The organism is Ralstonia soli (assembly GCF_023955655.1).
Classification (GTDB): domain Bacteria; phylum Pseudomonadota; class Gammaproteobacteria; order Burkholderiales; family Burkholderiaceae; genus Ralstonia; species Ralstonia soli.
Genome location: NZ_JAMXHT010000009.1, coordinates 51,863 through 66,355, shown reverse-complemented (window position 1 = coordinate 66,355; position 14,493 = coordinate 51,863). Strand labels below are relative to the sequence as shown.

The 14,493-nt window shown below is 62.3% G+C and carries 14 protein-coding genes and 1 tRNA gene; all 15 read right to left on the bottom strand.

Going from position 1 to position 14,493, the window contains the following annotated elements:
• Position 1: 1 nt before the first annotated feature.
• Entirely contained in the window at positions 2-1,297 is a 1,296-nt protein-coding gene (nuoF, locus tag NG900_RS22770) for an NADH-quinone oxidoreductase subunit NuoF (RefSeq protein ID WP_003261933.1), read from the bottom strand.
• Entirely contained in the window at positions 1,297-1,797 is a 501-nt protein-coding gene (nuoE, locus tag NG900_RS22765) for an NADH-quinone oxidoreductase subunit NuoE (protein ID WP_252684010.1), read from the bottom strand. Before nuoE ends, nuoF begins: the two co-directional genes overlap by 1 nt.
• A 117-nt stretch (positions 1,798-1,914) precedes the next feature.
• Positions 1,915-3,168, bottom strand: coding sequence for an NADH-quinone oxidoreductase subunit D (locus NG900_RS22760; RefSeq protein ID WP_252684008.1), 1,254 nt, complete (start codon positions 3,166-3,168; stop codon positions 1,915-1,917).
• A 16-nt stretch (positions 3,169-3,184) separates the two neighbouring features.
• A complete protein-coding gene (locus NG900_RS22755; RefSeq protein ID WP_252684006.1) occupies positions 3,185-3,787 on the bottom strand; it encodes an NADH-quinone oxidoreductase subunit C in 603 nt (200 codons plus the stop codon).
• 1 nt (position 3,788) lies between these two features.
• Positions 3,789-4,271, bottom strand: coding sequence for a NuoB/complex I 20 kDa subunit family protein (locus NG900_RS22750; RefSeq protein ID WP_004630808.1), 483 nt, complete (start codon positions 4,269-4,271; stop codon positions 3,789-3,791).
• A 6-nt stretch (positions 4,272-4,277) separates the two neighbouring features.
• The gene (locus NG900_RS22745) at positions 4,278-4,637 is read right to left on the bottom strand and encodes an NADH-quinone oxidoreductase subunit A (RefSeq protein WP_252684004.1); all 360 of its coding nucleotides are present in this window, start codon (positions 4,635-4,637) and stop codon (positions 4,278-4,280) included.
• 165 nt (positions 4,638-4,802) lie between these two features.
• A tRNA-Leu gene (locus NG900_RS22740) sits at positions 4,803-4,887 on the bottom strand.
• A 181-nt stretch (positions 4,888-5,068) separates the two neighbouring features.
• On the bottom strand, positions 5,069-5,428 hold the full coding sequence (gene secG, locus NG900_RS22735) for a preprotein translocase subunit SecG (protein WP_252684002.1): 360 nt from the start codon (positions 5,426-5,428) through the stop codon (positions 5,069-5,071).
• A 62-nt stretch (positions 5,429-5,490) separates the two neighbouring features.
• The gene (gene tpiA / locus NG900_RS22730) at positions 5,491-6,237 is read right to left on the bottom strand and encodes a triose-phosphate isomerase (protein WP_252684000.1); all 747 of its coding nucleotides are present in this window, start codon (positions 6,235-6,237) and stop codon (positions 5,491-5,493) included.
• A gap of 80 nt (positions 6,238-6,317) precedes the next feature.
• Positions 6,318-7,322 carry an NAD(P)H-quinone oxidoreductase gene (locus NG900_RS22725; RefSeq protein ID WP_252683998.1) on the bottom strand — a complete coding sequence of 335 codons (1,005 nt, stop codon included), beginning with the start codon at positions 7,320-7,322 and terminating at the stop codon, positions 6,318-6,320.
• A gap of 20 nt (positions 7,323-7,342) precedes the next feature.
• Positions 7,343-8,290: an HAD family hydrolase gene (locus NG900_RS22720; RefSeq protein ID WP_252683996.1), complete on the bottom strand. Its 948-nt coding sequence runs from the start codon at positions 8,288-8,290 to the stop codon at positions 7,343-7,345.
• 93 nt (positions 8,291-8,383) lie between these two features.
• Complete coding sequence (gene pnp, locus NG900_RS22715) at positions 8,384-10,558, bottom strand: polyribonucleotide nucleotidyltransferase (protein WP_252683995.1); 2,175 nt, start codon at positions 10,556-10,558, stop codon at positions 8,384-8,386.
• A gap of 310 nt (positions 10,559-10,868) precedes the next feature.
• Complete coding sequence (rpsO, locus tag NG900_RS22710) at positions 10,869-11,138, bottom strand: 30S ribosomal protein S15 (protein WP_252683993.1); 270 nt, start codon at positions 11,136-11,138, stop codon at positions 10,869-10,871.
• A gap of 168 nt (positions 11,139-11,306) precedes the next feature.
• The gene (locus NG900_RS22705; protein WP_252683991.1) at positions 11,307-12,566 is read right to left on the bottom strand and encodes a branched-chain amino acid ABC transporter substrate-binding protein; all 1,260 of its coding nucleotides are present in this window, start codon (positions 12,564-12,566) and stop codon (positions 11,307-11,309) included.
• Between the two features lie 313 nt (positions 12,567-12,879).
• Positions 12,880-14,421, bottom strand: a complete 1,542-nt coding sequence (locus NG900_RS22700; RefSeq protein WP_252683989.1) for a 2-isopropylmalate synthase — start codon at positions 14,419-14,421, stop codon at positions 12,880-12,882.
• Positions 14,422-14,493: the final 72 nt, after the last annotated feature.

Sequence of the window (14,493 nt, the reverse complement as noted above, 5' to 3'; positions counted from 1 at the left end):
CTTAAATGTAGGTGGGCACCATGCACTGCTTGTGTTCGACGTGATACGCGAACTCATCCCAGTAGTGCTTGAGCATGCCGCGGACCGGCATCGCGGCGGCATCGCCGAGCGCGCAGATGGTCCGGCCCATGATGTTTTCGGCCACGTTGTTCAGCAGGTCCAGGTCTTCCTGGCGGCCCTTGCCGTGCTCGATGCGATCGACCACGCGGTACAGCCAGCCCGTGCCCTCGCGGCACGGCGTGCACTGGCCGCACGACTCTTCGAAGTAGAAATACGACAAGCGCAGCAGCGATTTCACCATGCAGCGCGTCTCGTCCATGACGATGACTGCGCCCGAGCCCAGCATCGAGCCGGCCTTGGCGATCGAGTCGTAGTCCATGTCGGAGGCCATCATCAGGTCGGCCGGCACCACCGGCGCCGACGAACCACCTGGAATGACCGCTTTGAGTTTCTTGCCACCACGCATGCCACCGGCCAGCTCGAGGAGCTTGGAAAACGGCGTGCCCAGCGGAATTTCGTAGTTACCCGGACGCTCGACGTCGCCGGACACCGAGAAGATCTTCGAGCCGCCGTTGTTCGGCTTGCCCATCTTCAGGTAGTTGTCCGGACCGATCGCCAGCAGGAACGGCACCGCTGCAAAGGTTTCGGTGTTATTGATCGTGGTCGGCTTGCCGTACAGGCCAAAGCTCGCCGGGAACGGCGGCTTGAAACGCGGCTGGCCCTTTTTGCCTTCCAGCGATTCGAGCAACGCCGTTTCTTCGCCACAGATGTACGCGCCATAACCATGGTGCGCATGCAGTTGGAAGTTGAAACCGGAGCCGAGGATGTTGTCACCCAGGAAGCCCGCAGCACGCGCTTCTTCCAGTGCCTGCTCGAAAATCTTGTACTCGTTCCAGATCTCGCCGTGGATGTAGTTGTAACCCACGGTGATGCCCATCGCGTAGCCGCCGATGGCCATGCCTTCGATCAGCGCGTGCGGGTTGTAGCGGATGATGTCGCGATCCTTGAACGTACCCGGCTCGCCTTCGTCCGTGTTGCAGACCAAGTACTTCTGGCCCGGGAACTGGCGCGGCATGAAGCTCCACTTCAGGCCGGTCGGGAAGCCTGCACCGCCACGGCCGCGGAGGCCCGAGGCCTTCACGTCGGCGATGACTTGTTCAGGAGAAATCTTTTCCGTCAGGATACGCTTGAGTTGCTGATAGCCGCCGCGCTTAACGTAGTCTTCAAGGTGCCAGTTGTCACCGTTCAGACCGGCGAGAATCAACGGCTGGATGTGTCGATCGTGCAGAGAGGTCATTACTTGCCTGCTCCGTTGGTCGCCTTCGCCTGCAAATCGGCGATCAGCGCGTCGAGCTTCTCGTTGCTCATGAAGCTGCACATATTGGTGTTGTTGACGATCATGACCGGTGCGTCACCGCACGCGCCCATGCACTCGCCTTCTTTCAGCGTGAAGTTGCCGTCGGCGGTGGTCTCATTGAAACCGATGCCCAGTTTCTTCTTCAGGTAGTCGGCTGCACGCTCGCCGCCCGAGAGCGCGCACGGCAGGTTCGTGCACACCGTCAGCTTGAAGCGGCCCACCGGCTTGGTGTCGTACATGTTGTAGAACGTCGCCACCTCCTCGACCCACACCGGCGGCATGTCGAGGTACTCGGCCACGAACTGCATGACTTCGGGCGAGACCCAGCCTTTCTCGCTCTGCGCGACCGCCAGCGCCGCCATCACGGCGGACTGCTTCTGGTCGGCGGGATATTTCGCGACCGCCCGGTCGATTTCCTTGAGAGCTTCTGCTGATAGCATGTTCGTTGCAATTGGTGCGGGACGCGGGGCCTATTACCTGACAGCCTTACCCCGGCGCGCGTCCTCGTTTCACAGCCGCGCTTGCCTGCGCGTCAAACGGTTGTTTCCTGCGAGTGCTTAGCGATCGATCTCGCCGAACACGATGTCTTGCGTTCCGATGATCGTCACAGCGTCGGCGATCATGTGGCCTCGGGCCATCTCATCGAGCGCCGCGAGGTGAACAAAGCCCGGCGCACGAATCTTCAGGCGATACGGCTTGTTGGCGCCGTCCGAGATCGCATAAATGCCGAACTCGCCCTTCGGGTGTTCGACAGCGGCGTACGCCTCGCCTTCGGGCACGTGAATGCCTTCGGTGAAGAGCTTGAAGTGGTGAATCAGCTCTTCCATGTTGGTCTTCATGTCCACACGCGACGGCGGAGCCACCTTGTGGTTATCGGTGATCACCGGGCCGGGATTCTTGCGCAGCCACTCGATGCACTGGCGGATGATGCGGTTGCTCTGGCGCATTTCTTCCACGCGCACCAGATAACGGTCGTAGCAATCGCCGTTCACGCCGACCGGGATGTCGAAATCGACACGGTCGTACACTTCGTACGGCTGCTTCTTGCGCACATCCCAGGCGATACCCGAACCGCGCAGCATGGCGCCGGAGAACCCCTTGTTGAGCGCACGCTCGGGGCTCACCACGCCGATACCAACCAGACGCTGCTTCCAGATCCGGTTGTCGGTCAACAGCGTTTCGTACTCGTCGACGTACTTCGGGAAGCGATTGGTGAAGTCTTCGATGAAGTCCAGCAGCGAGCCCGAACGCGTTGCGTTCAGGGCAGCCAGCGCCTTCTCGTTGCGCACCTTGGATGCCTTGTATTGCGGCATCGTGTCAGGCAGGTCGCGATACACGCCGCCCGGACGGTAGTAGGCAGCGTGCATGCGCGCGCCCGACACCGCTTCATACATGTCGAACAGGTCTTCGCGCTCACGGAAGGCGTACAGGAACACCGCCATGGCGCCAACGTCCAGCGCGTGCGAACCGATCCACATCAGGTGGTTCATGATCCGCGTGATTTCGTCGAACATGACGCGGATGTACTGCGCGCGCAGCGGCACTTCGAGGCCGAGCAGGCGCTCGATGGCCATGACGTAAGCGTGCTCGTTGACCATCATCGACACGTAGTCGAGGCGGTCCATGTAGGGCACGCTCTGGATCCAGGTCTTCTGTTCGGCGAGCTTCTCAGTCGCGCGATGCAGCAAGCCGATGTGCGGATCGGCACGTTGAATGACTTCGCCGTCCAGCTCGAGCACAAGGCGCAGCACGCCGTGTGCGGCCGGGTGCTGCGGGCCGAAGTTCAGGGTGTAATTCTTGATATCTGCCATGATCGTCGGGCGCCCTTCAGTGCTTCAGACCGCCGTATTGATCCTCGCGGATCACACGCGGCGTAATCTCGCGCGGCTCGATGGTCACCGGCTGGTAGACCACGCGACGCTGCACCGGGTCATAACGCATTTCGACATAACCCGACACCGGGAAGTCCTTGCGGAACGGGTGACCAATGAAGCCGTAGTCGGTCAGGATGCGGCGCAAGTCGGGGTGACCTTCGAACACCAAGCCGTACAGGTCGAACGCTTCACGCTCGAACCAGTTGGCGGAATTCCAGAGATCAACCACGGAAGCGACGACCGGGAGGTCATCGTCCGGTGCGAACACGCGCACGCGCACGCGCCAGTTGTACGTTACCGACAGCAAATGGGACACAGCGGCAAAACGCGGGCCATTCCAGGCACCGTCGCCATAATCTGCATAGTCAACGCCGCACAGGTCCATCAGTTGCTCGAACTTGAGCGATGCGTCATCACGCAGCGTGCGCATGACATCGAGATAATCAGCGGCTTTCACCACGAGGGTGAGTTCACCAACCGACTCGGTCAGGCTTTGAACGCGATTGCCGAGCGCCTTTTCCAGCGCGGCTTTCAGGGTGGCAAGCTTGTCGGTCATGTCAGGCCTTGCGCGCGATGGTGTTGGTGCGACGGATCTTGGCCTGCAGCTGAATGATGCCGTAGATCAGCGCTTCGGCCGTCGGCGGGCAGCCCGGCACGTACACGTCGACCGGCACGATACGATCGCAGCCGCGCACGACAGAATACGAGTAGTGGTAATAGCCGCCGCCGTTGGCGCACGACCCCATCGAGATGACCCAGCGCGGCTCGGCCATCTGGTCGTACACCTTGCGCAGTGCGGGCGCCATCTTGTTGCACAGCGTGCCGGCCACAATCATCACGTCAGACTGACGCGGCGACGGGCGGAACACCACGCCGAAGCGGTCAAGATCATAACGCGACGCGCCAGCGTGCATCATTTCCACGGCACAGCATGCCAGGCCGAACGTCATCGGCCAGAGCGACCCGGTGCGGGTCCAGTTGATCAGCTTGTCAGCGGTGGTCGTGACAAAGCCTTCGTTGAGTACGCCTTCGATCGCCATTTCACATCACTCCCAATCGAGCGCGCCTTTTTTCCAGATGTAGACGAAGCCCACGAGAAACTCGAGAAGAAACACGCCCATCGCGAAGAACCCCGGCCAGCCGATATCACGCAGCGCCACGCCCCACGGGAAGAGGAACGCAGTCTCCAGATCAAACAGGATGAACAGGATGGCGATGAGGTAATAGCGCACGTCGAACTTCATGCGCGCGTCTTCGAATGCTTCGAAGCCGCACTCGTACGGCGAGAGCTTGTCAGGATCGGGATTGTTCGGACCGAGAACTCGGCCGATGGTCATCAGGAGAAGGCCAAGGCCTACACCGACAACGATGAACAACAGTACGGGGAAATAGGCTTCGAGGTTCAAGGGACGCCCGCCTTTTTGAATGGTTGCAACAGCACTGCCCGCAGGCGGCGCCTTGTCGCCCCATCAAAGGCGCCGGGTCCGCAGCCTCACGACGCCTCGACTGCGCGTCGTCTTGCGGAGGGGCCTGCGCGGAACACTCCCGTTGAACAGACCCCGAAATTTGATTGGTGCCGACGGCGAGACTCGAACTCGCACAGCTTTCGCCACTACCCCCTCAAGATAGCGTGTCTACCAATTTCACCACGTCGGCTGGGGGAAGAAACCCTACTAGGACACCGCATCAGGCTTAGCCGCCCTTGCTGTTTCCCGTATTGTTTCAAGCCTTGCATTCTACCGCAAAGCTACGCTTTTGTTCAATGCACAAACAAAAAACTTATGCCTGAGGGCGCACTGAAAAGCCTCGGGTACGTGCGCCCTTTCGTTACGCCAAATTATTTCGGCACTGCCGGCGCGGACGCCTCAGCCGCAGCGGCAGGAGCCGATGCTGCCGGGGCCGATGCCGCAGACGTAACAGGCGCCACCGAGCCCATGACACCTGCCGACACGCTGCCCTTGTTGGTGCCGATCAACGTCAGCGCCAGCGTGGCCACGAAGAACACCGTAGCCAGCACTGCCGTGGTGCGCGACAGGAAGTTGGCCGAGCCCGTGGCCCCAAACAAACTGCCCGATGCGCCGGAGCCGAACGCGGCCCCCACATCGGCACCCTTGCCGTGCTGCAGCAGCACCAGGCCGATCACGCCGAGCGCGCTCAGAATTTGCGCCACCAGCAGCAGAGTCTTCAGAATTGCCATTTCGCTTCTCTCAATAATATGTTGCGGTCGCACATGCGCCACACGGCGACCCGAACGGTCGTTTATGCGCGACCGATCGCCAGGAAATCTTCGGCCTTCAGCGATGCACCGCCGATCAGGCCGCCATCGATGTCCGCCATTGCGAACAATTCGCCCGCGTTGTCCGGCTTGACGCTGCCGCCGTACAGGATCGCCAGACGTTGCGCCACACCCGCATCGCGGGCAGCAACGCGCGCGCGCAGGAATGCATGCACCGCCTGAGCCTGCTCGCTCGTCGCCGTCTTGCCCGTGCCGATCGCCCAGACCGGCTCGTAGGCAACGACGATGCGACCGAGTTGCTCGACCGACAACGCATCAAGCACCGCATCCAACTGGCGGCCAACCACCTGCTCGGTTTCACCGGCTTCGCGCTGGGCGAGCGTTTCGCCCACGCAGACGATCGGGGTGATGCCGTGTTCGAGCGCTCGCAGCGCCTTGGTCGCCACTTGGGCATCGGTTTCGCCGTGGTACGTGCGGCGCTCGGAGTGGCCGACGATCGCGTAGCCGCAGCCGAACTCCGACAGCATCGAGGCCGCGACTTCGCCGGTGAAGGCGCCGCGCGTTTCGGCCGACACGTCTTGTGCGCCCCAGCCCACGGCCGAGCCGGTCAGCAACGATTGGCACTGCGCCAGATACGGGAACGGCGCACACACCGCCAGCGCGGCATTGGTCTTGCCCGCCGCCTTGATCTGCTCGAGCAGCGCCGCATTGGCACTCAGACTGCCATGCAGCTTCCAGTTGCCCACCACCAGCTTCGGTCTTGCGTTCACGTTTTTGCCCGGTCGACTGTCAAATAAACCCGGCATTCTACCGTGGCGGCAAAAACAGGGTCAATTTCGGCGTTTTGGAATCAATCCCAAACCAACATGATCTTGCCGATGTGGGCGCTGGATTCCATCAAGGCGTGGGCGCGCGCCGCCTCGGCGGCCGGCAAAACCTCGTGGATGACCGGCTTGATGCGCCCCGACGCCAACAACGGCCAGACCTTCTGATACAGGTTGGCCGCAATCGCCGCCTTGAACGCCACCGGTCGCGGGCGCAACGTCGAGCCCGTCAGCGTGATGCGCCGGCGCAGGATATCGCCGAGCGGCACTTCGGCCTTGGCACCGCCCAGCAGGGCGATCAGCACGATACGGCCGTCGTCGGCCGTACAGGCGATTTCACGCGCGACATAGCTGCCACCGACCATGTCGAGCACCACGTCGGCGCCACGCCCCGTCTCGGCCTTGACGATCTCGACGAAATCTTCGGTCTTGTAGTTGATGGCACGCGTGGCACCCAGCTCGACGCAGGCGTCGCACTTGTCAGCGCTGCCCGCCGTGGCGAATACGCGATGACCCAGCGCGGACGCGATCTGGATCGCCGTTGTGCCAATGCCGCTGGAGCCGCCCTGCACGAGCAGCGTTTCGTCGGCACCGTGTGCGCCGCGCCCCAGCAAGCCGCGGTCAAACACGTTCGACCACACGGTGAAGTAGTTCTCAGGCAATGCCGCGGCCTCGATGTCGGACAGGCCTGCCGGCACCGGCAGCACCTGCCCCAGCGGCGCGGTGCAGAACTCCGCATAGCCACCGCCCTGGACCAGCGCGCAAACGCGGTCGCCAGCCTTCAGGCCATAGCGGTTGTCGGCGTGCGCCAGATCACCGCTGACGATTTCCCCCGCCACTTCCAGACCCGGAATATCCGACGCGCCGGGCGGCACCGGATAGTTGCCGGTACGCTGAAACACATCCGGCCGATTCACACCGGCCGCGCGCACGCGGATCAACACTTCGCCGGCCTTCGGCTCGGGCATCGGGCGCTCGCCGAGCTTCAGGACTTCGGGGCCGCCGTACTGGGTGATTTCAATCGCTTTCATGGGATTCGGATCGATGAGGGTTACGAGGCAGCACGCTTCGGTTCAACAAAGTGCTGCGGAATGCCGCGCGTGGTTTCGCGCAGGATCTCTTGTTTGCCGTGGACGATGGCGTCGGCGATCTTGCTGATATGCAATTTGAGCCACATCTCAGTCGGGGAGCCGGTGCGGTAATCGGCGGGCCCCAGCATGTCGACGCGATCGTCGGCGCGCAAGTTGTCGGCCTGCTCGAACGAGCGCGGGCTCTCAGGGTTGTAGACCGCGTACGTGCGGCCGCCGCCCTTGCGCGCCACCGAGAACGCGGGAATATCGCTCGGGCCATCGGCCACATAGATCATGTTGGCGAACGGCACGCGGCGCTCATCCTCGGCAATCGATGAGTTCACGTTGACCGCCTCGGGGTGCTTGTTGACGCCCTTGTTGATCTCGAACAGCGCCCGCGTCTTGGTGGTGTTGTCGATCGCGTAGATGACTTCCGAAATGACGGGGCGACCGCTCGCATCAGGCGCCTCCAGGAATTCGCAGCCCCACACGCCGTCGATGTATGGTGCGATGGGCGAACCCTTGATCATCTCCGTCAAACCAGTGCTGACGATGTAGTGCTCGAGCTTGATGTCGAAGGCTTGATACGCGCCGTTGTCGCGCACCCAGGCCTTGCTGCGCTCGAAGAAATCGGTCACACCAGGAAAAAATTCAAGCTCGGCACCCAGCTCGCGCAATGTGGCATTGTCGAGGCCACCCATGCGACCATCGCGCACATGGCGCAGCAGTACGTTCAGATAGAACGTCTCGCGGTTGACCTTCTGCCCGCGCGATTCGATCGCCTTTGATCCGGCCTCAACCTCATCCCAGAAACCCTGTTCGGCGATGTTGAAGCGCTCGAACAGCGGCACTTGCATGTAGCGCGGGATCAGCGTCTTGTCGAAATCCCAGACGACGGCGATGCGGTTTTGCTCGAACAGGCGGCTCATGATGGGTCGCGGAAGGAGAACTCGCGAGGCAGTGTAAACAAAAAAACGGCTGGACACTGTCCAGCCGTTTTTGGGTAGCGAGAAACCCCGCGCTTACTGCTGTTGTTGCTGCTGCTGTTGCGAGGCAGCGTCGCCAGCACCCGGTGCTTGCGGTGCAGCGGCCGGCACGTCGCCTTCCTCAGCCTTGGCGGCCTTGATCGACAGACGCATACGACCCTTCTCGTCGGTGCTCAGCAGCTTCACGCGCACGGCCTGGCCTTCCTTCACATAGTCGGAGACCTGGTTCACGCGCTCGTTGGCGATTTCCGAGATGTGCAGCAGACCATCCTTGCCCGGCAGGATGTTCACGATCGCGCCGAAGTCCAGCAGCTTGAGCACGGTGCCGTTGTAGATCTTGCCCACTTCGGCTTCGGCCGTGATGCCTTCGATGCGGCGCTTGGCTTCGGCCATGCCTTCCGAAGAGGTCGACGCGATGGTGATCGTGCCGTCTTCCCCGATGTCGATCGTGCAACCGGTTTCCTTGGTCAGCGCCTGGATGGTCGAGCCGCCCTTGCCGATCACGTCGCGGATCTTCTCCGGATTGATCTTGACGGTGATCATGCGCGGTGCGTGCTCCGACAGCTCGGTGCGTGCGCCGCCCATGGCAGCCTGCATCTTGCCCAGGATGTGCAGACGGCCTTCCTTGGCTTGCGCCAGTGCCACCTGCATGATTTCCTTGGTGATGCCCTGCACCTTGATGTCCATCTGCAGCGCGGTGATACCAGCGTCGGTACCCGCCACCTTGAAGTCCATGTCACCCAGGTGATCTTCGTCGCCCAGAATGTCGGTCAGCACCGCGAACTTATTGCCTTCCAGGATCAGGCCCATGGCCACGCCAGCGACGTGCGCCTTGATGGGCACGCCAGCGTCCATCAGCGACAGCGAACCGCCGCACACCGAAGCCATCGACGACGAACCGTTCGACTCGGTGATTTCCGACACCAGACGGATCGTGTAGCCAAACTCGTCAGCGGGCGGCAGCACCGGAATCAGTGCGCGCTTGGCCAGACGGCCGTGACCGATTTCGCGACGCTTCGGGCTGCCCACGCGGCCGGTTTCGCCCGTGGCGAACGGCGGCATGTTGTAGTGGAGCATGAAGCGGTCACGGTACTCGCCTTGCAGCGCGTCGATGATCTGCTCGTCGCTCTTGGTGCCCAGAGCGGCCACCACCAGCGCTTGCGTCTCACCACGCGTGAACAGGGCCGAACCGTGCGCACGCGGCAGCACCGACGAGCGGATCTCGATCGGGCGCACCGTGCGGGTGTCGCGGCCGTCAATACGCGGTTCGCCGTTCAGGATCTGGCCGCGCACGATCTTCGATTCGAGCTCGAACAGGATGTTGTCGACTTCCACGCCGTCGGCTTCCACGCCGGCTGCCGCCAGCTTCTCGGCCACCGACTTGTAGACTTCCTTCAGCTTCTGGCTGCGTGCCTGCTTCTGGCGCAGTTGGTAAGCAGCTTGCAGATCGGCCAGGGCCAGTTCGGACACCTTGGCGATCAGCGCTTCGTTCTTCGGGGCAGCTTGCCAATCCCATTCGGGCTTGCCGCCTTCGCGCACCAGGTCGTGGATCGCGTTGATGGCGATCTGCATCTGCTCATGGCCGAACACCACGGCGCCCAGCATCACTTCTTCCGACAGTTGCTGCGCTTCGGATTCGACCATCAGCACGGCACGCTCGGTACCGGCAACCACCAGGTCCAGCTCCGAATGCGCCAGTTGTGCGCGGTTCGGGTTCAACAGGTACTGGCCATCCTTGTAACCCACGCGGGCAGCGCCCACCGGGCCGTTGAACGGCAGACCCGACACAGCCAGCGCAGCCGAAGCGGCCACCAGCGCCGGGATGTCAGCCGGCACTTCCGGGTTGATCGACAGCACGTGCACGACGACCTGGACTTCGTTGTAGAAGCCTTCCGGGAACAGCGGGCGCAGCGGACGATCGATCAGGCGCGAGGTCAGCGTCTCATTTTCCGACGGACGGCCTTCACGCTTGAAGAAGCCACCCGGAATCTTGCCGGCGGCGTAGGTCTTCTCGAGGTAGTCGACGGTCAGCGGGAAGAAATCCTGGCCCGGCTTGGCGTTCTTGGCACCCACGACGGTGGCGAGCACGACGGTGTCTTCCATGTCGAGCAGCACGGCGCCGCTCGCCTGACGGGCGATCTCACCCGTTTCCATGCGGACCTTATGGCCGCCCCATTGGAATTCTTTGACGACCTTGTTGAACATGGTCATAGCATCTCCTGTTCGGTATTCGCGGCGCGCTTCATTACGCTTCGCCGCGACAAACACGTTCCGGCAGACGGTACGGTTGCAGAGGTGTGTTTATGCCATTCCAGCGCAGCGCTGCGGCTCAACGTCGCGCTGGAATGACACAAGATTCTGCTTCCTGCCGCCCCCGGTCCTAACAATCGGCGATATCACCGACTGCCATCATTGCCGGTTGCCCGGCGCAGCCGCAAATGCGGCCGCCAAAAACAAAATGCCTGCATCAGCATGCTGACGCAGGCACTTGTTCATCACGCGCAGTGCGTGAGACCCACCATTACTTACGCAGACCCAGCTTGGCAACCAGCGCGGTGTAACGGTCAGCGTCCTTGCTCTTGAGGTAGTCCAGCAGACGGCGACGACGGCTCACCATCTTGAGCAGGCCACGACGGCTGTGGTGATCCTTCATGTGCGCCTTGAAGTGCGGCTGCAGTTCGTTGATGCGGGCGGTCAGCAGTGCAACTTGCACTTCCGGGCTACCCGTGTCGTTGGCGCTGCGGCCGTTATCCTTGACGATGTCTTGCTTCTTGATGTCAGCGACGGACATTTTGATTCCTTTGACTTGCGGACACTGCAGCGCCTGAATACCTGAATAGCCGCCGCGGGTGCCGTGTTGAACAATGATCTTGCCGGCCATTCCGAAACCGGTTTGGACGGCAAGACCGCGATTATAGCCGAGAACCCCGCCCTGACGACAATTCTGTGTCACGCGCGATCAATAGCGCACCATCTTGCACGTCGTCGGCAACGCCGTTTGCGCCGCGGGGATCACTTTCAGCGTACGAAAACCGTAACCGGAACCCTCGATATCGAACGGCACGCCGGGCGTACCGGCACGTTCCATCTGCGTGACGATAAGCGGCTGGATGGCCTGGTGATCATCCGCGCGCAATGTGATCCGATGAAACCCGTTATCGAGTGAAGCGCCTTCCAGCGCACGTGCCACGGCACCCGCCTCTGCGGTCCCGGCACGCTCGATTGCGGCAGCCAGCATGTCGATCATCATCTGGTCGCGCAGCAGCGGGTAGTCGTCGGCAGGCGACGGATAGCGCGCGCGGAAGGCCTTGTAGAACGCGTCGGACCTGGCGCCACCCAAGTTCGGATGCCACTCCGCCACTGCGACCACGCGGCCGACGCCCGCCTCGCCCATCGCACCCGGCGCACCCAGCGAGTTGCCGTAGAACGTGAAGAAACGCGCCTTGAGCCCCGCATCGCGCGCCGCCTTGACCAGCAGCGTCAGGTCATTGCCCCAGTTGCCGGTGATGACGGTGTCCGCACCCGACGCGGCAATGCGCGCCACATACGGCGCGAAGTCCTTCACCTTGCCGATGGGATGCAGCACCTCACCGACGATGGCCACGTCCGGCCGCTTCTCACCCAGTTGCTGGCGCGCGAGTTGCGCCACCTGGCGGCCGAAGGTGTAGTCCTGGCCGATCAGATAGACCTTCCTGACAGCCCTGTCCGCGCGGATGACTTCCGTGAGCGCGTGCATGCGCATGTCGGCTGACGCGTCGAAGCGGAAATGCCAGAAGCTGCATGCCTCGTTGGTCAACGCCGGATCGACGGCGGCGTAATTGAGGAACAGCACGCGCGCGTCCGGATGACGCTCGTTGTAGCGTGAAATCGATGTCGACAACGCCGCTGCAGCCGCCGAGCTATTGCCCTGCAGGACGAAGCGCATGCCGGCATCGGTGGCGGCCTGCAGTTGCAGCAACGATTCATCGACTGTGTTCTTGCTGTCCAAACGCACCAACACAAGCGGATGGCGTCCATCGGGCAGCTTGACGCCCCCGCGCGCATTAACCCCTTCGATGGCGATGCGCAGATTGCGGTCCACCGCCTCCCCCGCATTGGCAAACGGGCCCGAGAGACCCTCGATCAGCGCCAGCCGAATCGGCACGGCTTCAGGCTGGGCGCTTGCCGCACCACACAACCCTACGACCGCCAGCGCGGCCACCAACCAACGAAACACCATGGCAAACCTCCGTGAAGCGCGGATGGTAAAGCGGCTGCGCACGCCAACACAAGGCACACGCAGCCGCATTTGACGCATGGGATCGTTTCAACGGCAACATCCACGCGAGGCGCGTCACCTGGCGTGGATGTTCGGGTCGGCCATGTCGTGGATCGCACGGACATCGCTCTCAAAGACAATCAGCATGGTGCACGCTCCTGGCGTGTCCTGTGCCGCTGCACCCGCTTCGCGTCCCGGCGGATACCCGGATGCGCGCTCTGTTGTGATCGTGTCAGGGTCGGACTGACTCCTGCCTGTATCGGTGGAACCGCGATCAGATCTGCGGGTTGAGTTTTTCGCTGCTCTTGTCCTGCAGCTTGTTCAGCGCAGCCAGGTAGGCCTTGGCGGACGCGGCAACGATGTCCGGATCCGTGCCGACGCCATTGACGATACGGCCCGACTTGGACAGACGCACCGTCACCTCACCCTGCGCCTGCGTGCCGGTGGTGATGGCATTGACCGAGTACAGAAGCTGTTCGGCGCCGCTGGCAACCTTGCTTTCGATCGCGTTGAGCGTGGCGTCGACTGGGCCATTGCCCTCCGCCTCGCCCGTCACTTCCTTGCCGTCGGCAACGAAAACGATGCGTGCGTGCGGGCGCTCACCGGTTTCCGAGCGCTGCGCCAGCGACACGAAGCGGAAGTGCTCGCCTTCGCTGTGCTGCGCCTCGTTCGAGACGATGGCGACAATGTCCTCGTCGAAAATCTCGGCCTTCTGGTCGGCCAGCTCCTTGAAGCGCGTGAAGGCGGCGTTCAACTCAGCTTCGGAGTCCAGCTCGATGCCCAGCTCCTGCAGGCGCTGCTTGAAGGCGTTGCGGCCCGAAAGCTTGCCCAGGACGATCTTATTGGCCGTCCAGCCCACATCTTCGGCGCGCATGATTTCATAGGTATCGCGCGCCTTGAGCACGCCATCCTGGTGGATGCCCGAAGCGTGCGCGAACGCGTTGGCGCCCACCACGGCCTTGTTCGGCTGCACGACGAAACCCGTGATCTGCGAGACCAGCTTGGAAGCCGGCACGATCTGCGTGGTATCGACACCGACGTCGAGGTTGAAGTAATCGCGACGCGTCTTCACCGCCATCACCACTTCTTCGAGGCTGGTATTGCCGGCGCGCTCACCCAGGCCGTTGATCGTGCATTCGATCTGGCGGGCGCCGCCCAGCTTGACCGCGGCCAGCGAATTGGCAACCGCCATGCCCAGATCGTTGTGGCAATGCACAGACCAGATCGCCTTGTCCGAGTTCGGGATGCGCTCGCGCACCGAGCGGATCAACGCGGCATAGCCTTCCGGCACCGCATAGCCCACCGTATCCGGCAGGTTGATGGTGGTCGCGCCCTCGGCAATCACGCCTTCGAGGACGCGGCAGAGGAAATCCATGTCCGAGCGACTGCCGTCTTCCGGCGAGAACTCGATGTCATCCGTGAACTGACGTGCAAAGCGCACGGCCAGGCGCGCCTGCTCGTACACCTGATCCGGTGTCATGCGCAGCTTCTTCTCCATGTGCAACGCCGACGTGGCAATGAACGTATGGATACGGAACTGGCCTGCCGGCTTGAGCGCCTCGGCGGCGCGCGAAATGTCGCGATCATTCGCACGGGCCAGCGAGCAGATACGCGAATCCTTGACCGACTGGGCAATCGCGCGGATCGCCTCGAAATCCCCATTGGAGCTGGCAGCGAAGCCGGCTTCAATCACGTCCACCTTGAGTCGCTCGAGCTGCTTGGCGATGCGGATCTTCTCTTCCTTGGTCATCGACGCACCGGGGGACTGCTCGCCGTCTCGCAAGGTGGTGTCGAAAATAATCAGTTTGTCGCTCATGGCGGCTCCTTGGTGGGGTGACGTTTTTGGCGTCGGTCTTGGTGGTGTCTCGAATAATTGGATTTTGGCGGC

Coding starts and splice junctions, on each gene's coding strand:
- NG900_RS22750 (WP_004630808.1), bottom strand. CDS start 4,271: ATGGCGATCGAAGGCGTACTCAACGAAGGCTTTGTCACGACCACCGCT.
- NG900_RS22705 (WP_252683991.1), bottom strand. CDS start 12,566: ATGGTGTTTCGTTGGTTGGTGGCCGCGCTGGCGGTCGTAGGGTTGTGT.
- nuoF (WP_003261933.1), bottom strand. CDS start 1,297: ATGACCTCTCTGCACGATCGACACATCCAGCCGTTGATTCTCGCCGGT.
- NG900_RS22725 (WP_252683998.1), bottom strand. CDS start 7,322: ATGAAAGCGATTGAAATCACCCAGTACGGCGGCCCCGAAGTCCTGAAG.
- nuoE (WP_252684010.1), bottom strand. CDS start 1,797: ATGCTATCAGCAGAAGCTCTCAAGGAAATCGACCGGGCGGTCGCGAAA.
- NG900_RS22720 (WP_252683996.1), bottom strand. CDS start 8,290: ATGAGCCGCCTGTTCGAGCAAAACCGCATCGCCGTCGTCTGGGATTTC.
- NG900_RS22755 (WP_252684006.1), bottom strand. CDS start 3,787: ATGACCGACAAGCTTGCCACCCTGAAAGCCGCGCTGGAAAAGGCGCTC.
- NG900_RS22760 (WP_252684008.1), bottom strand. CDS start 3,168: ATGGCAGATATCAAGAATTACACCCTGAACTTCGGCCCGCAGCACCCG.
- NG900_RS22700 (WP_252683989.1), bottom strand. CDS start 14,421: ATGAGCGACAAACTGATTATTTTCGACACCACCTTGCGAGACGGCGAG.
- pnp (WP_252683995.1), bottom strand. CDS start 10,558: ATGACCATGTTCAACAAGGTCGTCAAAGAATTCCAATGGGGCGGCCAT.
- rpsO (WP_252683993.1), bottom strand. CDS start 11,138: ATGTCCGTCGCTGACATCAAGAAGCAAGACATCGTCAAGGATAACGGC.
- secG (WP_252684002.1), bottom strand. CDS start 5,428: ATGGCAATTCTGAAGACTCTGCTGCTGGTGGCGCAAATTCTGAGCGCG.